This is a genomic window from Opitutales bacterium, from assembly GCA_013215165.1.
In the GTDB taxonomy this organism is placed as follows: domain Bacteria; phylum Verrucomicrobiota; class Verrucomicrobiia; order Opitutales; family JABSRG01; genus JABSRG01.
Genome location: JABSRG010000012.1, coordinates 30529 through 50138, shown reverse-complemented (window position 1 = coordinate 50138; position 19610 = coordinate 30529). Strand labels below are relative to the sequence as shown.

25 protein-coding genes are annotated in these 19610 nt (G+C 50.4%); 12 read left to right on the top strand and 13 right to left on the bottom strand.

Features of this window, described 5'->3' with window-relative positions:
• Positions 1-49: 49 nt before the first annotated feature.
• The 5 genes from HRU10_03945 to HRU10_03925 form a co-directional block, all read right to left on the bottom strand.
• The gene (locus tag HRU10_03945; protein ID NRA26385.1) at positions 50-1651 is read right to left on the bottom strand and encodes a recombinase family protein; all 1602 of its coding nucleotides are present in this window, start codon (positions 1649-1651) and stop codon (positions 50-52) included.
• 70 nt (positions 1652-1721) lie between these two features.
• A complete protein-coding gene (locus HRU10_03940) occupies positions 1722-1889 on the bottom strand; it encodes a hypothetical protein (protein NRA26384.1) in 168 nt (55 codons plus the stop codon).
• Between the two features lie 136 nt (positions 1890-2025).
• Positions 2026-2430: a helix-turn-helix domain-containing protein gene (locus HRU10_03935; protein ID NRA26383.1), complete on the bottom strand. Its 405-nt coding sequence runs from the start codon at positions 2428-2430 to the stop codon at positions 2026-2028.
• The gene (locus HRU10_03930) at positions 2420-2611 is read right to left on the bottom strand and encodes a hypothetical protein (protein NRA26382.1); all 192 of its coding nucleotides are present in this window, start codon (positions 2609-2611) and stop codon (positions 2420-2422) included. The genes HRU10_03935 and HRU10_03930 overlap by 11 nt, the downstream gene beginning before the upstream one ends.
• Positions 2598-2942: a hypothetical protein gene (locus HRU10_03925; GenBank protein NRA26381.1), complete on the bottom strand. Its 345-nt coding sequence runs from the start codon at positions 2940-2942 to the stop codon at positions 2598-2600. The genes HRU10_03930 and HRU10_03925 overlap by 14 nt, the downstream gene beginning before the upstream one ends.
• Positions 2943-3108: 166 nt before the next feature.
• On the opposite strand from HRU10_03925, the gene HRU10_03920 reads away from it, so the two are divergent.
• Positions 3109-3789: a hypothetical protein gene (locus HRU10_03920; GenBank protein ID NRA26380.1), complete on the top strand. Its 681-nt coding sequence runs from the start codon at positions 3109-3111 to the stop codon at positions 3787-3789.
• A gap of 204 nt (positions 3790-3993) precedes the next feature.
• Here the strand turns inward: HRU10_03920 and HRU10_03915 are convergent, their stop codons facing one another.
• Both HRU10_03915 and HRU10_03910 read right to left on the bottom strand, forming a co-directional pair.
• Positions 3994-4326 carry a helix-turn-helix transcriptional regulator gene (locus HRU10_03915; GenBank protein NRA26379.1) on the bottom strand — a complete coding sequence of 111 codons (333 nt, stop codon included), beginning with the start codon at positions 4324-4326 and terminating at the stop codon, positions 3994-3996.
• A 71-nt stretch (positions 4327-4397) separates the two neighbouring features.
• The gene (locus HRU10_03910; protein ID NRA26378.1) at positions 4398-4973 is read right to left on the bottom strand and encodes a site-specific integrase; all 576 of its coding nucleotides are present in this window, start codon (positions 4971-4973) and stop codon (positions 4398-4400) included.
• A 120-nt stretch (positions 4974-5093) separates the two neighbouring features.
• Between HRU10_03910 and HRU10_03905 the strand changes: the two genes are divergently transcribed.
• Positions 5094-5678 (top strand): hypothetical protein, encoded by a 585-nt coding sequence (locus HRU10_03905; protein NRA26377.1) that lies wholly within the window; start codon positions 5094-5096, stop codon positions 5676-5678.
• Here the strand turns inward: HRU10_03905 and HRU10_03900 are convergent.
• Positions 5664-6356, bottom strand: coding sequence for a hypothetical protein (locus HRU10_03900; GenBank protein ID NRA26376.1), 693 nt, complete (start codon positions 6354-6356; stop codon positions 5664-5666). The genes HRU10_03905 and HRU10_03900 overlap by 15 nt on opposite strands.
• Positions 6357-6501: 145 nt before the next feature.
• Between HRU10_03900 and HRU10_03895 the strand changes: the two genes are divergently transcribed.
• Together HRU10_03895 and HRU10_03890 are read left to right on the top strand one after the other, a co-directional pair.
• The gene (locus HRU10_03895) at positions 6502-6750 is read left to right on the top strand and encodes a type II toxin-antitoxin system Phd/YefM family antitoxin (protein ID NRA26375.1); all 249 of its coding nucleotides are present in this window, start codon (positions 6502-6504) and stop codon (positions 6748-6750) included.
• A gap of 15 nt (positions 6751-6765) precedes the next feature.
• Complete coding sequence (locus tag HRU10_03890; protein ID NRA26374.1) at positions 6766-7164, top strand: putative toxin-antitoxin system toxin component, PIN family; 399 nt, start codon at positions 6766-6768, stop codon at positions 7162-7164.
• 50 nt (positions 7165-7214) lie between these two features.
• Here the strand turns inward: HRU10_03890 and HRU10_03885 are convergent, their stop codons facing one another.
• The 4 genes from HRU10_03885 to HRU10_03870 form a co-directional block, all read right to left on the bottom strand.
• On the bottom strand, positions 7215-7523 hold the full coding sequence (locus HRU10_03885; GenBank protein NRA26373.1) for a hypothetical protein: 309 nt from the start codon (positions 7521-7523) through the stop codon (positions 7215-7217).
• A 403-nt stretch (positions 7524-7926) separates the two neighbouring features.
• Positions 7927-9078 (bottom strand): phage integrase N-terminal SAM-like domain-containing protein, encoded by a 1152-nt coding sequence (locus tag HRU10_03880; protein NRA26372.1) that lies wholly within the window; start codon positions 9076-9078, stop codon positions 7927-7929.
• A gap of 230 nt (positions 9079-9308) precedes the next feature.
• The gene (locus HRU10_03875; protein ID NRA26371.1) at positions 9309-9578 is read right to left on the bottom strand and encodes a PIN domain-containing protein; all 270 of its coding nucleotides are present in this window, start codon (positions 9576-9578) and stop codon (positions 9309-9311) included.
• Positions 9579-9723: 145 nt separating this feature from the next.
• Positions 9724-9960, bottom strand: a complete 237-nt coding sequence (locus HRU10_03870; protein NRA26370.1) for a hypothetical protein — start codon at positions 9958-9960, stop codon at positions 9724-9726.
• Positions 9961-10360: 400 nt separating this feature from the next.
• Here HRU10_03870 and HRU10_03865 point away from each other — a divergent pair, with 400 nt between their 5' ends.
• Together HRU10_03865 and HRU10_03860 are read left to right on the top strand one after the other, a co-directional pair.
• Positions 10361-11083: a DUF2071 domain-containing protein gene (locus tag HRU10_03865; GenBank protein NRA26369.1), complete on the top strand. Its 723-nt coding sequence runs from the start codon at positions 10361-10363 to the stop codon at positions 11081-11083.
• 85 nt (positions 11084-11168) lie between these two features.
• Positions 11169-11570: a GNAT family N-acetyltransferase gene (locus tag HRU10_03860; protein ID NRA26368.1), complete on the top strand. Its 402-nt coding sequence runs from the start codon at positions 11169-11171 to the stop codon at positions 11568-11570.
• A gap of 166 nt (positions 11571-11736) precedes the next feature.
• Here the strand turns inward: HRU10_03860 and HRU10_03855 are convergent, their stop codons facing one another.
• On the bottom strand, positions 11737-13128 hold the full coding sequence (locus tag HRU10_03855; GenBank protein NRA26367.1) for a sulfatase-like hydrolase/transferase: 1392 nt from the start codon (positions 13126-13128) through the stop codon (positions 11737-11739).
• An 80-nt stretch (positions 13129-13208) separates the two neighbouring features.
• Here HRU10_03855 and HRU10_03850 point away from each other — a divergent pair, with 80 nt between their 5' ends.
• The 6 genes from HRU10_03850 (at position 13209) to HRU10_03825 (ending at position 19588) form a co-directional block, all read left to right on the top strand.
• On the top strand, positions 13209-13997 hold the full coding sequence (locus HRU10_03850; protein NRA26366.1) for a helix-turn-helix transcriptional regulator: 789 nt from the start codon (positions 13209-13211) through the stop codon (positions 13995-13997).
• 57 nt (positions 13998-14054) lie between these two features.
• A complete protein-coding gene (locus tag HRU10_03845; GenBank protein ID NRA26365.1) occupies positions 14055-14912 on the top strand; it encodes an acetyl-CoA carboxylase carboxyltransferase subunit beta in 858 nt (285 codons plus the stop codon).
• 18 nt (positions 14913-14930) lie between these two features.
• The gene (locus HRU10_03840; protein NRA26364.1) at positions 14931-16229 is read left to right on the top strand and encodes a bifunctional folylpolyglutamate synthase/dihydrofolate synthase; all 1299 of its coding nucleotides are present in this window, start codon (positions 14931-14933) and stop codon (positions 16227-16229) included.
• 34 nt (positions 16230-16263) lie between these two features.
• Positions 16264-16761, top strand: coding sequence for a hypothetical protein (locus HRU10_03835; protein NRA26363.1), 498 nt, complete (start codon positions 16264-16266; stop codon positions 16759-16761).
• Positions 16758-17978, top strand: a complete 1221-nt coding sequence (locus HRU10_03830; protein NRA26362.1) for an amidohydrolase family protein — start codon at positions 16758-16760, stop codon at positions 17976-17978. Before HRU10_03835 ends, HRU10_03830 begins: the two co-directional genes overlap by 4 nt.
• Positions 17979-18085: 107 nt before the next feature.
• Complete coding sequence (locus HRU10_03825; protein NRA26361.1) at positions 18086-19588, top strand: proline--tRNA ligase; 1503 nt, start codon at positions 18086-18088, stop codon at positions 19586-19588.
• Positions 19589-19610 lie beyond the last annotated feature (22 nt).

Below are 19610 nucleotides of genomic sequence, written 5' to 3'. Positions count from 1 at the left end.
ATCAGCGTTCCACAGGCAGATCATCCTAAAACGGCGAATTAAGACGAGCCTATAAGGCATTTTTCTCAATCCAGCTTGAAAAAGCGCCAATGAGCATCCTCGAACTTTCTCCTCCAAGGTGCGCCATGGCTTTTTCAGGGTCGTTGATTTCTTTTAAGGCTTTGAAAGGTAAAGACAATTCTGGGGTTCGAAATCCCTCACCTCTCTCGTAGAACAACGGACTCGAAAAGGTCAATTCCGTAACAAAACCGCGCTTCTTCGGATCGCCGGAATGCCAGTAATTCTGCGGGTTTTGGAGGAATTTCAGGGCATGTTCGAAACCATTCCTGTCAGGTGTCTGTATCTTGGGGGCTTCCAGCTGCTCAATCACCTCTAGTTTTTGGCTTTCCAGTGCTGAAATCCGGTTTTCCATCGCACGGACAACGGTGTCGCTTTCGCTGGTTACGATGCGATCCACTAGCCCATCGATCTGATTTTCGATCTGCTGGCGCTGTTTGCGGAGCAATTGCCGCTCGTCTTTTTGGAGCTGGAGCTGTTGATCGGTGACATCGTTGACCAGCGCTCTAACCATATCCACGAGGTCAGCGCTGGGCGTAATATCTGTCAACAGCGCGTCGAACTCGGTTTCGATGCGCTGTTTGGGGATCGACTTGCGGCCATGTTCACAATCGCGGTTACGGCATTCGTAATAGGCGTATTTCGTGTGCCTGCCTTTCGCCCAATAAGCGGTGAGTTTTGTGCCGCAGCTCGCGCAGAAGACGGAGCCGCGCAGCGGGAAGTCTTCGCTCATATCTTTGCGGCGTGGTGTCGGGCGATAGTTGGCGTTGAGCTTGTCCTGTATCGCGTTGAAGGTTTCTACGCTGATAATCGGTTCATGATGGCCTTTTCGTCGTGTCACGCCCCACTCTGGCGCTTCGACCATTCCGGCATAAATGGGCCGCGTCAGCAGGTCTTTGATCCGTTGCTGTGGAATGGTTTTATTTGATCCATGCTTCGGGAAGGCCGCAGACGCTGATAAAAAGCATGTCACATCGGCCTGCGTGGAGAAACGTCCGGTCGCAAACCCCTCAAGCGCTTCTTTGATGATCGCAGCAGCAGGTTGATCAGGCACCAAGACTTTCCCTTGGCCGCGCACGGATTGATAGGCATAGCCGACTGGCGCTTGAAAACACCAATAACCATTGAGCATACGCGAACGCATGCGGTTCTTGGTTTGCTCGGCATTTTTCTGGCGCTGGTGTTGGGACACGCTCGCCAGTAGGTTCTCAACAAGGATGGAATCACTGTCTTCGCCAAATTCGATGGTGGGGCTTTCCAACTTTCCGCCAGCCTTTGCAATATCCGTGCGAAGCTCAATATGTGCCTGAACCCCGCGCGCGAGGCGCGAAACATCGTCGATGATGACAACAGGGTTCAACTTTTTGATCGAGCGGATAAATTTGAGCATCGCAACCATGCCAGGGCGTCGCTTAGTGGCTCCGGTCACATCATCACTAAAGACCTGCAGGACGTCGTAGCCTTTGGCTTTTGCAAATTCACGGCAGCGCGTTTCTTGTGATCCAAGGCCGTCTCCGCGCTTAGTTTGAGCAGCGCTAGACACTCGCGTGTATATAACGGCGACATGGTCTGTCGCTGGTAACGTATCGGGCATTCATAGCCTCCTTCTGCGAAATATGTATTGAGAAGGATTATACCACAGCCACACGCATAAGTCATGAAAATCACGACTTATCCCGATCAATATTGCAGGCATAAAGAGCCAGACGAAAACAGCTATTAAGAAGCTGCTGCTTTTGCTCTTCGCTCAGATCAAAGCGGTCTAAATACGGCCTGTATTTTTCGCGATTTAAGAGAATGCCATGATAGGCAGTCTCTGTGGAATCAGTCATAGAGTGCTCTTGAATGTGAATGCTAAAATCAGGAGGTGTGGGGAGGATGTGACCGTCTGGACGCAAACCGCCCATCCTATAAAGATCATACCGTATTATGCCGGAATGTGTTCGCACAACGGTGTGCGCATAGCGTTCACACTCTTGGTGGCTCCCGCGCTGAGAGCTTTCCGGTGATGAGGGCAATGGCGGCCTTATAATCCTGCCATAACGCTGTTTTCCCTTTGCTCAGCTTGTCTTCAATAATCTTCCACGGAATGCGGTTTGCCCGCATCCAGACGAGTTTTTGGCTATAGGGATCAAGCCAGCGCAGCCAGGCCATGATGGTTTCATGATAGGTGACTTCATGCGGCATGGGAGCGCCGAGGCGAGTTTTGGCGTTTATGGCATCATAGAGTCGCTCCCAGTCATCTTTGAGGGCCTCTGGCCAGAGATTGAAGTAGCCCTGCACCTTTACGGGCGGTAAGCGGCGGTGAATGGCGGCGGCCTCTTCCAGATAGGCCATGACCATTTTATCGCTCCAAATTGTATCAGTCATCATACCTCCCGGTGTCTCCGTAAAGGCGGTCACCCACCCCGATAAGCCAGTTTTTCTCTTCCAGACCGAGCAAGGGTTCGGATATCGATACGATCAAAACCCCGTCTTCCAGCCAGGCGCATGTGCGTAGGGCTTCGATGTCTTTGGCGTTATAGAACGCATTCATATCATTATAGCGCGTCATTCTTGCCTCCTGCTTTCCTGTGGGCGTCTTGCAATGCGCCATAGCTTTTTTCGTATTTGATGATTTTGAGCCAGTTCAGCAGCTGGGTTGCGTCGGCTTTACGGGCGACTGCCTCGTCAATGAAGCTATCCAGCCGATCAAACGGCAGTGCTTTGAGATCATCCGCTGTGACGTAACGGATATCGTCGTAAGTAATGTTTCCACTTAAAACCATGTGTTTTCCTCCTGTTGGTTTAACAATGCGGTCATCATCGCGCAGCTTGGGTGGTGCTGGCGTGGTGGAGGGTTGGTGCTGGGTTGGTGGAGGTCGGCACGCAGCTGTATGCGTCAAGATATGTCAGGTGGTGGAGAGGTCGTGGAGCCTTGGTGGAGGTGACAATGTTCTACAAAAGTTCTCCCAGCCCATTGACTCGAAAATCGCATTTGAGGCATAAGAAAAAACCACTGCGTGTGTGTTTATATTTTAATGACAAATTGAATGATCAGGAGGTTCGACAATGGAAAACCCATTGCCGGAGACAGTATTTTATACTTTAGACACTGCTAGACGTTCTATGAACATTCATAGCGATGATCTTGAACGTATGATTGTTGCTGGAGACATTCAGGCATGTGTTTGGCTTCCTCTACTGAGCGCCTTTGAACGATCAGGTTCGACCTATGGGGATCTTATTCATTTTGAAGGCTATGGCATCATCAGTCGTCATCTATGTTCACGGCTTTTTAGAATGGGAAACGCATCGATACGTGAATTTAGATGCATCAATAATCACATGACATATGTTTTGCCCGATTCTGTGCCTGATATCGGCATCGCAATCGATCATCTACGCATCGCTGATAACGAGCTTATTATGCCGCCCTATCGTGGATCATTGGATACGGATTTTCAGCGTGTCATCATTGACGATAAAACATATACGCTCGGCGCAGTGCAGGCAAAAATCTGTCACTTGCTGCATGAAGCTGCATTGGCAGGCACGCCGTGGCAGAATGGAAAACAACTTTTGCACAAAGCAGGATCACAGAGCCTCACTCTTGGTAATGTCTTTAAACGTCACCCAGCAAAACATCATTTGATTGAATCGGATGGTCGCGGCTATTATCGACTGCGCCTTGAGACGATCAACGCCATCCACCAAAAGAAATCTCCCGCAGGGTTCATGCGAAATGCGTGAAACCCTGCCTTTCTGGCGAAGAACGGGGGTGCAAGGTGCAATATAAAGCTGCGGCGGGCGCACAAGCGAAGCGCGGAGCCTCGGGAACCGCTGGTTTATCTTGTCGCCGCGCCGGGGGCAGCGCCCCAAGTTGACTGGTTTTGAGTGACATACTGCGCGCATCAGAGGCATTTTGTAACAACAATCTGATGACGTTTATTTGCTTCAAATATTCTCAAACCTGAATTTCTTCAGCTCTTCATTCAACCACTCGGGTTTCATGATTGGATAGTAAAAATAATCCGGGCTGAAGCCATAGGTCTTACAAAGCCTGAAGAGCTGAGCGGTGCTGATATTGGCCTGGCCTTTTTCGATCAAGGCAAGCTTTTCGGGTGAGATGTCTGCAAATAGGCACGTATCGTGAACTGGCAGATCACGATTGGCTCGAATGTGTTTCAGCATTAAGCCTAAAAGCTCGTTCAAAGATTCATCGTCGCGCACCCATTGATCATCCATGGAAACCTCCTCCTTTTTAGCGATTGCGGGTGAACACTTCATCGTAAAGTGTAAACCTTCAATTTCACATTAGCACAAATCATTGAAAATCAATAGGTTAATACGCCCGTGTGTCAGTGCCGCCAGAGCCTTGAGGCAAATTCGCGCTCCTCTTTGCCGATGATATCCAGATAAATGCGGGTCGATTCCAGCCGTGAATGACCCATAAATTTCTGCACCAATGTCAGCGGAATATTGTTTTCGATACAGGCCACAGCAAAGCCGTGGCGCAGCCCTTTTGAAGTCGCCTTGATTCCTGTGATCCCAGCACGTTTCATAAAATCTTTGACGATTTTGTAGACCCGTGTGCGCGAAAGCGGGAACAGCTTTCCGTTCAGACGATGAGCCAGCAGTAAATCTTCAATCAGGCTCTGAGGCACGGGCACAGCCCGATAGACGACTTTCTTCCTTTGTTTGAGGGTGCGGAACATGATCACATTTTCGCCTGTGTCGATATTGCTAATATCCAGCGCCGAGGCTTCGGATGGTCTGCATCCTGTGTAATAGAGCGTCAATCCAAGCGCCCGGTCGCGCGGATGATTGATCATGCTGACAGCGCGGTAAAAATCCTGCCGCTCTGCCTTATTAAGGTATTTTCGCTGCCCTTTGGCATCAAACAATTGTGTCTCTCCGGTCAAGAGGGTGAACAAAATACGATGAAGTGTTCAGCATACAGATGAACCTAAAAATATCATAACAGTTTCTAGGGCAGTTATTTGTGAAACCGCGACTGCGCTTCACCTGCTTTTGATGCTGTTCTTCTTCAAGCTATGGCAAGACACACATCTTTGATAGGTTGCCTCTGGGTAGTCGCCTTGATTTTCAGCACTCACGCAGACGGCAAAAAGCCGGAAGTCGATACGCAAAAGCTACGCGATGCACATTGGAGCGCCGGACTATTCATGGGCTCAGCCGCCAAGAATGTCGCTAAAACGCGCATTGTAACAGGTGATGATGGCGTGCAATGGATTGAAGCGGGAAATGACAGCTTGCACGCCGCTAAGACGTTTTCGTTTCTGTCTTATCTCTATGAGGACATGTCGATTTTCATCCTGACACCTGAAAAACACAAAGCGCGAGCGGTTGAACACGCGCAGACCGTGAAAGACTTCCTCCTCAAGCAAGAGAATGCGCCGCCTGTTATCCGTCTTTACGGCAACATCTATGACGGTGATGGTTTAGCCTATATCTTTTCAACGGCTGGCGTGCCGTATCTTATTGAAAAGAATAATGAACTAGTAAGTTTATTAAATATGAAGGAAAGCGCTACCGGACTTGGTAAACTTCTCAAGCAATGGCGCGTTCATAAAGAACTCATCGCCGATTACAGACAAAATGTTTTAAATGCTCAGTGATACCCGAACGGTTATTTCATCATAGCTGGAGTCTAAAGCTTCGGTTAGGTCAGAATTTTTAGTTAACTCGCGGATTCCCGGATTATTTGAAAGAATATCCTCTTGTTCCTGCTCCAACATCATGAGGCGTGCTTTATGTTCCTCACGTTCGCGCTCTGCTTCTAAGCGCCGTCTTTCGATGTCCTCAAGCGCTTTGGTGTCTTCGCGCTGCCGCGCTTCAAGAAATTCAATGATCTCATCCTCATCCATGTTGACGATAATGTCTCCATAACGCTCAACCAGAAGAGTGCGCTCTTCATCCGTCAGCCCGTCTTCGATCATATCAATTGCATTGGCAATATCGACAAGGCTTTGATCGCGGACGGCTTTATCGATTGCTAATTGCAGCAATTCCGCATCAAGCGTAGCGATCTGAGCCGTCAAAGCGGCGATCTGCGCATCCAATTGATTGAGCCTGTAGACCAACCGCATGAACTCCGCCCGCTCGCGCTCTTGTCTCTTCTTGATTTCGTTATTCTTGGCAACGCCTCCGGGCAGAATGATTGGAACGTTTTCCGCCGGCCTTTGTTCACTTTCGACAAGCGCAGCCATCTGTAAACGATACTTATCTTCGGCTTCAAGCGGCGTTAAACCGGATTTCTCTCGATCTACATTTGCTGTGTAGAGTCCCCGTAGCATGTCGTTTCAGCTCCTTCCATTTGATTCCGTATTGGAATCAAATTTCTACAATCATAACGCATCACGGCTTAAGATTGGGTTAATGGGTAGAAGCTACAAAATTGACAAAACAGCTTAAATGTGCGAACATAATCAAATGGCAGTCATGACATCCACAGAGGCACGAAAAAATTTTGGTCAGTTCCTGGACATGGGCAGTCGCAAAGCTGTTGTTATCAAACGCCAGAACCGTGAGATCGGTGCGTTCATTCCGATGGAAGATTACAAAAAACTGCGTGCCCTCCGTTTGAAAGAACTCAATGACGCAGCTGAAAAACTTTCTGAACAGGCCAAAGCCAATGGGCTGACCGAAGATATCCTTGCCGAGATTTTGAATGAGGTAAACCCTTCGTAGTATAGGAAATCCCAGATGCTGGTCATTGATACAAATATCTGGGTGAGCTATGCCTTGATGCCTCAAGGGCAGCTAGGGTCAGCGTTAAATGGGCTTATTGGACGCCATTTATATGCGTTTTCAGAGGCGACATTTATTGAGCTTACAGATGTTATCATGCGCCCGAAATTTGATCGTTTCGCAGCGCCAGAAGCCCGGGGCGAGGTTCTGAAGCAGATTGCTGCGGGCGGTGAATGGTTCAAACCGATGGAACGCGTGAGAGATTGCCGTGATCCCAAGGATAATAAATTTCTGGAACTGGCTCTTGCCGCATCAGCCGATGGGATTGTAACAGGGGATCAGGATTTACTGGTTCTTTCGCCGTATCGCGGCATTCCAATCTTAACCTTGAGCGATGCTGCCGGGAAATTTTAATGCTACCATAACCGATTCCAAGCCGCGCGTGACAGTATCATTTGATCCTATCAAATTTTAACATCAAGAGGGCCATCGTCTTTGTATTCAAAAACTGGGCGTTGCTGTTTCTGGGGGTTACGGTGTTGGCGTATCGGGGGCAGCGTTGGGACGGATATATTTTCGGATTTTTTAATGTCGTGCACATGGCAGAATTTGCGGACGGATTCACCGCTGATTTTTAGGTTTTTATAGTCTAAAAGCCACTGCGCGATTTTTGCATTTGGCCAATTGCGGCGGCGCATCTGTTTGATCTCAGTGCGGTATTTTTCCAAGCGGCTGATATTGGGGCGGATGTGATATTCAATCTCTTGCGTCATATTTATGATATGCGCCAAAAGTTGGATTTTTATCCAAAAAACGTTGGAAAATCAGTTGTAATCAAAACGGTCATACATTGGTCAAAGGGTTGGACTGTCTCAGTCGTTACACGGTCAAACCGTTGTAATAGCTTGGTCATGACTAGGTCATAGCCGGATAATTGGTGGCAAAACGGTAGCGGTAAAAGTGGTGAAACAGTCGCGAAACGGTGGCGAAAAGGTAGCGCTATGGTTGCTAAGATTTTCATTCCTAAGCCCGTTTAGGGCTTAGGGTATTGTGTCTTTCGGATTTCTTTCGGATTTTTAGCCCCGGCACTCTGCATGGACTTATCCATAAGCCCGGGAGCAGCCCCCACACAGCAAGCGGACGGGCTTGTGGGTAAGTCCATAGCGCTATTGTTTTTCAAAGAGGAGAGATTGACCAAAATTTTGAAGCTTCGGTTTTTGATACCATCTTAAGATAATGCTTGCGGATAATGGCTTCGGTATTGCCCGCCTGTAAGGCCGTGCCCCCCACTGTTTGGAACTGAGCCACATGATAAGAAATGTAGGAATGCCTTAAGACATCGTGACCAATCTGAAACTGTTGCCTGATAGCTTTATAGTCTTTTTCAAAATTAGTGCCGTAAATCGGGGCTTTACGTCGTGCAAAGCTTTTGAGCCATGCTTTGAGATTGGGCTGAATATCAACAGTTCGATATTCTCCTGTTTTTGAGATATCCGGCGCAATTCGGATCACATGATTACGCAGATCAATATGCTGCCAGATGTTAGAGCCTAGCATGGCCAGCTTACCAAGCTCACCTGAGGGGAATTGCGGACGAATGCCGGCAAACAGAGCTAAAGCAAAATAAGGAATAAACGCGCCATCATGGACGATTTGGACATGCTCCATCAGCTTGGCGCATTGCTGGACGCTTAAAATATCCGGCACCCCGCGCTCAATCTTAAATTTCGGCAGATCATGCGCCGGATTATCGTGTATCCATTCTCGCGGCTTTGCTTTTGTCCATTCAAAGAAACTATGCAGATCAGCGCGGACATTATTTTGCGTTTTGCGTGACCACTCATGTTTGCTCATAAAGCCTTGTAGATGCTCCAATTGAATGTCGTGCAGCTTCATACGCTCCGCATAGGTCGCAAAGCGTTTTAAGGTGCTTTTAAGCTGCGTAATCGACCGCTCACGCACACCTGCGGCACGCTTGTCATGCAAGAAATCATGCACAACATCTTTGACCGCGTAGTCGCATACAGGCTCACGATAGTGCTTAAGAAAGTAATCAACCGCAAAGCTGAGCGAATGCCGCTCCCCCAACCTGTTAAAAGCATCCTGCGCCTCACTAATTTGAACATCGCTTAAAACGGTCACTGCTGTGCGGTGCGGCGTATCCAGTGCCAAGATTGTATTGTAATGCTGTTTTTCGTTCAGCGCCTCGGCATGGCTTTCAAAATTTTTACGGATACGTTCCCCGTTGATCGTTCCACTGACCCGCCAAGAGCTATTGCCGCTACGGTTTTTAAACTTGGTAATTTTGACCTTATTGGGGCTACTCATTCCCAAACGGTTGCCAATTATTTTGGCAACCGCAACGTAAATCGTTGATTATCAGCTGAAAAGTCAGGCTCATAACCTGAAGGTCCTCAGTTCAAATCTGAGCCCTGCACCCATCGAAGCCGTTCAGCGAAAGCTGGACGGCTTCGTCCGTTTAAAGTCAGGTCACTTCACTACAACACAAAAATTAGGAAATGTATCCTATTCATTCGTATGAATTCATGCTATCGGTCTTATACAGACTTAAAGGGATTGATCACGGTCAGATCAGCGTAAATCTGCCCATGATTAAAGTCTTCGCTCCAAAGCGTTTTGGCACCTGATCGTAGCGCTGCGGCCAAAATAAGGCTGTCCCAATATGAGGTTTGATAGCGGCTTTTTAAATCCAGCGCGTGCTCAAAACTGTCCCGATCATTGGGCACCACGTGCCAATAGCGAAATGTGGCCATAATGATTTTTATATCCGCGTCCTTGTAATCCCAGCGATAGAGACATTGCCCCATTTCATGCAAAACTTGAGCGCTGATCGCGGCCTGTTTGTGCCCTATAAAATAGGGTTCTAACAGGCTGCGGCTGCGGGTCTGTTTTCACCCGCTTTATCATCAAAAATATAAGCGATGATGTTCGTATCGACAAAGATGAGGGACATTATGAAACCCGATCATAGAGAGCGTTACGGTCGAGTTTTTGGCCATCGCCCTGAACGCCGCGCGTCATCAGTGCCCATGCTTGCATGCGCACCGCGTCAGGATTTTCACCGCTTTTTTCATCAATGCGTTCCTTGAGCATGCTTGTCACCAAGCCCGAGAGTGTTGTACCCTCATCAATCGCGAGGTGTTTGGCCCGTTTACCGAGCTCTTCGGGGATGCGCAGTGTAATGTTCATAAAAAATTTCTTTTTTTTTTTTACGGTAGCATATAGTGCACAGCAATACAAATTCTGTGCAGCACGCTAAGACATCTCTATTCTCTGAAAAAAAATTCCCCGCAGGGTTCATACAAAACGCGTGAAACCCTGCCTCTCTTGCGAAGAGCGGGAGTGCAAGGCGCAAGATAAAGCTGCGGCGGGCGCACAATCCTTCAAAGCCTTGACGAAGAAGGAGCGGAGCCTCGGGAACCGCGGGTTTATCCTGTCGCCGCGCTCGGGGCAGCGCCCCAAGGTGGCCGTTACTGCGTTCTTTGATACAAGGTTGATGCCCTATCGCCTGTTTTCAGTAGCATAATGTTTTGAATAGTTCATATAACACAGATTTGCACACACTTTTGATTCCGCTAAGTATGGAAATATGAGATCGGATCTAAACTACGCTAACCGCGGGACTCCCGTGATGTATCAGCGGTGGGAGGATCTATTGTTTCTGCATTGGGAATGGGATGCCGACGCGATTCAGGCACGCCTGCCGGAAGGCCTGAGTGTCGATCTCTATAAGGGAAAGGCGTATATCGGCGTGGTGCCATTTCGGATGCTTCGGGTGCGCCCTCGTGGGCTTTTTGCTGTGCCAGGGCTGTCTAATTTCGTTGAACTCAACCTGAGGACTTATGTGCGCGACGCAGAGGGGCGGCCTGGGGTTTGGTTTTTTTCGCTGGATGCTTGCCAACGTATCGCTGTCTGGATCGCACAGCGCTGCTTCCACCTGCCATACCATTACGCACAGATGCAAGCAGCGCACAGTGTGGACGGTTCTATCCACTTTCAATCACAACGTGGGGATAATTCCCAACAAGAGTTCTCCTATCGCGGCCAAGGCAGCGCACGCCTGGCGACCGATGAGAGTCTCGACCATTTCCTCGTCGAGCGCTATCGTCTCTTTGCATACCGGGAAAAGGATGGACAGCTCCTAACTGGACAGGTGTCTCATGCACCCTATGCCATCGAAAACGTGGACATATCCAAGTTTTCGACCCAGCTCTTCACGCTCAATGGGTTTGAACCCCCTGAGTGTGCTCCCGATCACAGTTGCTATTCAAAAGGCGTTAAAGTGAGCATCTACAGACAGAGGACGGTATAAAACAATTGGACTGCTCAGCGGCATGAGCTGAAAATTCAATCTATCAAGATAGTTGATCTTGATCTGGGATGACACGGAAGGCCAGATGCCTAGAGTTGATTTCGAATATCAGACTCAATCACCACCCATACCGGATGAACTCAAAACTCTCTTTAAGCAGACAAGCTGGGCTAATGAACGAGAGCTCGTCAGTATCGCCAACATGCTGGCTCATTGCGATCTCTTTGTGACGGTTCGGCTGGATGGAAAGCTTATAGGCTTTGGCCGGGCAATTTCGGACTATGCCTATCGGGCTTTGTTGGACGACATCATCGTAGACGAAGCGCATCGGAAGCAAGGGATCGGCAAAGAAATCGTCCAAAAACTCCTCGAAATGACGAATGAGGTGGAGCAGGTATTTCTAAAATGCCGAGAAGCTGTGGGGCCCTTTTATGAGGCACTTGGATTTACTCCGTCGAATGGCCTGACTATGGTTTATACGAACTAGTGACTGACTGTTCGGATGATCACGAGCTATCGGTCGGTTTTGAGACCAGACGCAGATAATTCTGCGATTGTGCTCATGCCCTCCCGGATCTCGATTAAGAACACGACTACGATTTACCATAAAAGGTCACGTGTTGGTGTAAATTTATCTGACCCCACCTCGCGCCTCAATATTCGCCCGTTCGCTGTGGGGTCTTTGGGAGTAGATCGAAGGTCCGATCGAGGAGTTTTTTACGTAGAAGATGAAGGCGGTCAGCGCAGGAGGGATCCGAGGCGCGATCGTTGATTTGAGCCGGGTCGTCGGAAACGATGTAGAGGCTCTCGGTGCCATCGTTGCGGATTTCGTAGAGGTGCTCCCGGGTGCGGAGCGCGCGGTAATAGTCCCCTTTCAAACTATGGCCTTGCTCGATGTAGGCAGAATCACGGAAAGCGAATGAACGACCGTGAAGTGCGTCTCGAAAGGAACGCCCGTGTAGCGTGGATGGCACTTCGACAGCGCAGAGGTCGAGGATTGTCGGTAGGATGTCTACGGCCTCGACGATGCCATCGCATATCTGACCACGTGGGCCATCCATCCACTTGGGTAAGGACATGATAAGGGGGACGCGGGAAGCAGAATCGAAGGCGGCACTCTTTCCGGTGCGTCCATGATCGCCCATATGTTCTCCATGGTCCGAAGTGAAGACAATGGCAGTATCCTCGGCCACTCCGGCCCGGTCGAGAGCTTCGAAGATGACTCCAAGCTGATCGTCAAGGTGCGAAACGAGAGCAAAGTAGTGAGCCCGAATATTGTGCCATTCCTCAAGCGATAGGTTGTAGCGCTCGGCGTCTGCATGAGTCATCTGAGGGATGGGCAGATCGGCGTTTTTGTAAATATCGAGGAAGCGCGCGGGTGGATTGAAGGGGCAGTGCGGAGCGTAGAATCCACTAATACAAAACCACGGGCGACTCGCCTGTTCTTCAATATAGTGGGCAGTTTCCTCTGCAACAAATGCGGAGTGCGTCAAATGCTCGGGCCCCTTAAATGCGTAAGGAAAACGCGCGTGCCGGGGATGGTGATCGATTTTCTTGCCCGTCCACGCCGGCGGCGTATTTATGCGGCAATTATCTACCTCCTCAGGCGCCTGTTCTCTCACCCAGCGAATGTAGGCATCATCGTAGCATCCGGGCTCGTCCGAGATGATAGCGGTATCGAAACCATAGTCCGGGTAGGGCTGAGAGTGATCGCGGTCGAAGCTAGCATGATTGATGAAATGTAGCTTCCCAATGTTCGCAGTGTGGTAACCATAGGGCTTGAGGTAATTGGGAGCAACACGAATACCGTCGGGCATCTCGACCCCATTGATAGGTTGGGAAAAAGCCGAGGAGTAGAGACCACTCAGCATGCTCATGCGGCTGGGCATGCAGACCGGGCAATTGACATAGCAGTGGTTAAATAGGGTTCCTTGAGCCGCTAGACGATCGAGGTTAGGCGTATGCATCCAGTCAAAACCCCCAGCGCGAATGGTATCCCAGCGTTGTTGATCTGTGTAAAGGAGTAGAATCTTGGGGCGCTTCATGGGAATAGTATAGCTGTACACACCTAAAATTCGCCATGGTTCATATTGCCTAAAACATGTGATTTCTTTCTATCTTTTAGATGCGTATATTTGTCCCTGAAAATAGGAGCGAGAATGCTTTTGGAGTTCAGCACCTGGCGATACGCCATCCATTGGAGTCTCCATTTTTTGAATTTCAAAGAATTTCTGCCTGGAGAATCATGTATTTCCATGAAGCGACTGAGTTGACGATTAATGGCTTAAATTCAGTAGAACCGGCCGGAACACTTGTCATTTTTTCTCCTAAATCCCTCTCAGGATATCAGGCAAAAGACGCGAAACTACACCACTCATGGCTACGCGCATCGGGCAGCCTTCCTGAATCGCTGGCAAACGCCTACCACTTACCAATTGACCAGCCCATTCATGTCGGAGAGCAGATGGACCCCACGCCATGGTTGAACCTAATGATGCGCGAGCTCGATCTATACACTGAGGGCCCCAATCTAGCGCTATCCAGCCTACTGCGCGGCTGGCTTTCTCAGGTCTCCCGAGGGGTAAGCATGGGCCATGCCGCACCCGAGCGCCTGTTGACTGCTCGTAGCTCTATTGAAGCCCATTGCTTGAGCACACGAAATCTCGCCGATTATGCAGCACAGGCAGGCATGTCAGAGAGCCGTTTCTGCGATGCCTTTAGCAAGGCATTCAGCATCAGTCCCATACACTACCGCAACTTCTGCCGCCTGGAGCATGCGAGGGAGCTTCTGGAGTCCACTCAACTGCGCGTGAGTGAAATCGCTGAACGCTGCGGATTTGGAGATGCATTTCACTTCTCAAAGAGCTTTAAGAAACACTCAGGAAGCTCTCCGCGCGATTATCGCAGCGGATAGCGTCATCTGACTCTAATTTTCTTTATTTCACTGCGGTTCCCAACATGTTAATCACCCATGGCAATCTTCAAGAAACCGCAGTATTCGACCGTCGCTGTAAAAAAGAAAGATATCCCTAAGGGTCTTTGGACTAAGTGTCCGAAGAGTGGTGAGATCGTATACAACAAGGAGTTGAAGGAGAACCACATGGTCGTCGCAAAGAGCGGCTATCATTTCGCGCTCACAGCACCTGATCGCATCGACCTGCTTCTAGATGAAGGGAGCTTCGAGGAAAAAGACACCGGACTGACCGCGGTCGACTCTCTAGAGTTTGTGGACACTCAGGCCTACAAAGAACGCCTCGATCGTTACAGGAAAAAGTCTGGCCTAGCGGATGCTATGATCTCTGGTTCAGGGACTATCGAAGGCATACCTGTCTCGATTGCTGTGATGGATTTTCGATTCGCCGGAGCCAGCATGGGATCTGTGGTGGGCGAGAAAATTACCCGGGCCATTGAGCGTGCAGTCGAAGAAAAACGTGCCGTCATCATTGTCTCAGCATCCGGCGGAGCACGCATGCAGGAGGGGATTTTTAGCCTCATGCAAATGGCTAAAACGAGCGCCGCTCTTGCGCGGCTGAGCAAAGCTCATTTACCTTTTATTTCCGTCCTAACACACCCGACTACCGGTGGTGTAACGGCAAGCTTCGCGTCCTTGGGCGATCTTATCATCGCCGAGCCGGGTGCTCTCATCGGTTTCGCCGGACCACGGGTGATTAAGGACACCACCAAGCAGGACTTGCCCAAGGGATTTCAGACTTCTGAATTCCTCCTTGAGCATGGCCTGATCGACCAGATCGTTGATCGCCGAGACATGCGAAAGCGTCTTAGTTCTTTCCTAAAGAGTATGCACCCCGCCGCTCGCGAGAGCGCCTAGGATCCAAAAGCAATGACCATGGGGCACGCTCCTCATCCCCCACTGGATTCTTACGCTGAAGTCCGCAATTTCCTATTTGGTCTACGCAATACCGGGAAAACCTACGGGATCGAGCGTATGGAACGCTTAGCTGCGCTGATTGATCATCCCGAACGCAGCTACCCTGTCATTCACGTAGCGGGGACCAATGGCAAGGGTTCCACCTGCGCGATGCTAGAGGCACTTTGCCGCGAGATGGGTTTACGCACGGGCCTGTATACCTCTCCTCACCTCATCAGGCTCAACGAACGCATTCAGGTAGATCGTCAGTTTATACCGAACGAAGCCATCGTCGAAAAAATACGAACACTGACTACGGTAGCGGAGACCTTGAAAGAGGAGGACCCGGATTTATACCCGTCTTTTTTTGAGTTTATGACAGCGGCGGCGTTTTTGCATTTCGCCCAGAAAGAAGTCGATGTCGCACTCATTGAAGTCGGATTAGGCGGACGACTGGATGCCACGAATGTAGTCCACCCCGCCGTTACCGCCATCACTTCAATCGGTCTGGATCATACACAGATACTCGGTGACACGGTGGAGAAAATAGCCGCTGAGAAAGCCGGTATCATCAAGCCAGGCATTCCCGTCTTCCTGGGCAATATCGATTTAGGACCGCGCAAGGTTATCGAGACGATAGCCCAAGAACGCGGAGCACCCGTTTATTATGCAGCAGATTTCCCTGCTCGAGATACCAATCTCCAGGGTTCTTACCAGGCCGACAATGCGCGGCTGGCAGCCGGGATCGTAAGCCATCTTTATCCGGAGCTGGTAAAGCCTGAGGCCATGGACAAGGCCTTGAATCAAATCCAATGGAAAGGTCGCTGGCATGAGACTCGGCTGAAAGACGGCACCCATCTAATCATCGACGCAACACATAATGCGGAGGGCGCTAGAGGACTTGAAGAAAACCTCAAAAACTTAGCGTGTAGCAAATTGACGGTGGTCGTCGGTATTTTGGGAGTGGATCGCGCTGCGGTGATTTTAGATATCCTTTCGCGCTATTCAAAGGAACTCATTTGGGTGGTTCCTAATCAGCCCCGAGCCTCTTCTTGGGAAGAAGTCAGTCATCTTTGGGAGAGCAGCATTCCGGTGCGCCAACTCAGGATTGATGATATATTTTTCAAAAATCGATGTAATTTGGGTCCGGCTCTTGCAGCGACAGTCTTGGTGACTGGATCTTTATACCTTTTGGGAGAAGTCTATGCACTGATTGAGGGTCAGAGCGATACCAGCGATGAATCTCTTCAGGATGATGTTGCCAGATTGAGAAATTAGTTCTTACGTATTTTTAAATCTCCCCTCTCAAAAAATGAGCCAGATCAAAGTAGCAGCCTATTTTCTCCACATGGCTTTAGCAGCCTTTGCACTAGCGCTGGCTACGGGTTTTCTCTTTTCAACTCTTTTAGAAAGACAAACAGGGGCTCTACCTTATGCGGGTGCCCTATTGCTTATCACACTGGCCTGGACGCTATGGCGAGTTCAGCTCCAAAAACGCTTCAGATTCAAAATGTCGCGCGACGCCTATCGAGTGTTTGCACCGACAGCTCTTCTTTTTTTCGCAGTTCTCGCACTCTCCGCTAATCAAATAGCCAGTGAGTATTTGGGCTTTCGCCCTGAGAGTAAGCTGCTGGTTTTTGGGATGTTTGGTGTGGGGGTCATGGTGGTTGCGGCTCTTGGCCTGAACTACCCAAACATGGTGCGCAAAGAGCGGATCATCTATCGGGACGATCGCGAAACACGGAGTCCCCATCGCGGCAGATCTATTGCTAAAAGACGGGAATTAAAAAATCAAACCCACCACGCGTGATTGCAAGTGGCTATTTGGTTCTGCCCGACCTCTCAGGCGACAACACGATCACCATTCAAAAAGGATGGATTGAATGGGACGGCCCTATCGTTGTACGCGTCGAAATTGGTGATGACCATCCCAATCCAGACCTGGGTGGGCCCGAGTCACTCATCAGTCCCGGTTTCATAGATACGCATCTGCACCTACCGCAGGTGGATGCCATGGGAGCCTACGGGATGCAGCTTCTCGACTGGCTCGAACAAGTCGTCTTTCCCGCGGAGGCAAATTGGGCAGATCCTGACCATGCTGCAAAGCGCACAGACACCCTTCTCGATCAACTTATCTCTGTCGGCACCACGGGATTCTTTGCTTTTTCGGCAAACTTCCGCGAGGCGACCCTCGCTGCATTAGAACGGAGTAAAGAGCGCGGCTTTCGTGCTAAAATCGGTCAACCCCTGACGGACATGCACATCCACGACGCTCTGATCAAATCGGTTCAGGAAAATATGGATGACGCCCGTACAACCATAGAAAAGTTTCCCGAATCCTCCACTTCCCGCGTTGCCGCTGCAATCGCACCTCGCTTCGCCCTCACGTGTTCCAGCGAACTCCTTGAAGCATGTGGTGTGCTGGTAACCGACACGGGCGCCTATCTGGAAACCCACCTCGCCGAAATGGAACCCGAGTGTGTTCTGGCCTGTGAACGGCATCAGGCCTCCGACTACACAGCCATTTACGAACAAGCAGGCTTATTGGGACCGCGCAGTTTTTTTGGTCACGGCATCTATCTGAGCGATTCCGAGCAAGCCCGCTTGGCAGCCAGCGGCTCCGTGATCGCGCACTGCCCCACGTCGAACACCTTCCTCCGTTCTGGCACCATGAACCGCCGTCACTACGAGACCATCGGTCTAGCCACATCTCTTGCGAGTGACATCGCAGGCGGACCCGATAAATCGATGATTCGCGTCGCCCGGGCCATGATGGAAGCCTCCTTTCACGTCGACGCTGAACCAGCCCCCTCTCTAGAAGCCTGGTGGCAGATAACCCAAGGGAACGCGGAGCGCCTCGGGTGGAATTCAGCGGGAATTATCCACGAAGGCGCTGATGCAGATCTCGTTGTCATACAGCCCCACCCGGATTGGCTGACTGCTCGTGACCCGCTGGGTTACGTCATTTTCGGCTGGGATGATCGCTGGTTGGAACAGACGATCCTGCGCGGCAAACCCGTATTGTAGCTTCCTTACCCGTTGGCTTTCCAACATCTCATCGTGAAAAGCTGGGCAACAAATGTTTGATCCCGGGCTTGGTTCTCCTCACGAATCTTATTTTTGCACTCAATTCCATGGCCAAGGCTCAACAACACGCGATCTCCCCCACGCGCTCGGAAGACTACCCCGAGTGGTACCAGCAAGTCATCAAGGCTGCCGAACTCGCCGAAACGTCTCCGGTACGCGGCTGCATGGTGATCAAGCCTTGGGGATACGCCATTTGGGAAAATATCCAGGCCATCCTCGATGCCGATTTTAAGCGCACGGGCCATCGGAATGCCTACTTCCCCATTTTCATTCCTAAGAGCTTCCTCGAAAAAGAGGCTGAGCACGTCGACGGTTTTGCTAAGGAATGCGCGGTCATCACCCATTCTCGCCTTGAGGACGATGGCACCGGCAAACTTGTTCCCGCAGGAGAGCTGGAAGAACCGCTCATTGTGCGCCCCACTTCTGAAACGATCATCGGCGAGTCCTTCTCCCGCTGGGTCCAGAGCTATCGCGACCTGCCACTGAAGATCAACCAGTGGGCCAATGTCGTTCGTTGGGAAATGCGCACACGCCTGTTCCTACGGACTGCCGAGTTTCTCTGGCAAGAAGGCCACACCGCCCACGCTACAGCGGCGGAGGCTGAGGAGGAAACATTACAGATGCTCGATGTCTACGTGCGCTTCGTCGAAGACTACCTGGCAATGCCCGTAGTTTTTGGCAAAAAGACCGAGGACGAGAAATTTCCTGGAGCAGTAGAAACCTATACCATCGAAGCAATGATGCAGGACCGTAAAGCCCTTCAGGCGGGCACGTCCCACTTCCTTGGGCAAAATTTCGCCAAGGGGAGCGATATCAAATACCTCAGCGCCGACAGCACCGAAGCATATGCCTGGACCACCAGCTGGGGCGTAAGCACCCGCTTGATCGGTGGGATGGTCATGGCGCATTCAGACGATGACGGTCTGGTCTGCCCACCTCGCATTGCGCCGGCTCATGTGGCAATCATCCCCATTATCCCCAAGCCAAACATGGCTGAATCGGTCAACGCCTATTGCCAGAAACTCGCCGACGACCTAAGCCAGCAAACCTACCTCGGCCAACCTGTACGCGTGGAACTCGACACGCGCGACATGCGCGGTGGCGAAAAAGCTTGGGGATGGATCAAAAGAGGCATTCCTATACGCGTTGAAGTGGGCCCCCGCGATTTGGAGAAAAACGCTGTGTTTGTGGGGCGACGTGATCGCGGTCCCAAAGAAAAATACGGTGAAGATCGTGACGCTTTTGTCCAAGGCATCGTCGCGACGTTGGAAGATATCCAGCAAAGCTTGTTCAATCGGGCCAAATCATTTCGCGACGACCACACCCAGATTGTCGAATCGCGCGAGGCCTTTTACACTGCCTTCCAACAAGACGACGCCGGCTTTGTTATCGCTCACTGCAATATGAATGATGCGCTCGCTGACCAATTACAGAGAGACTTAAAAGTGACTGCTCGCTGCATTCCACTTTCTGAAAACGATACACCCGGCAATTGCATTTTCTCAGGCCAACCTGCTGAAAAGAAAATCGTGTTTGCCCGCAGCTACTAACCCCTGCGATCCTAATATTTTC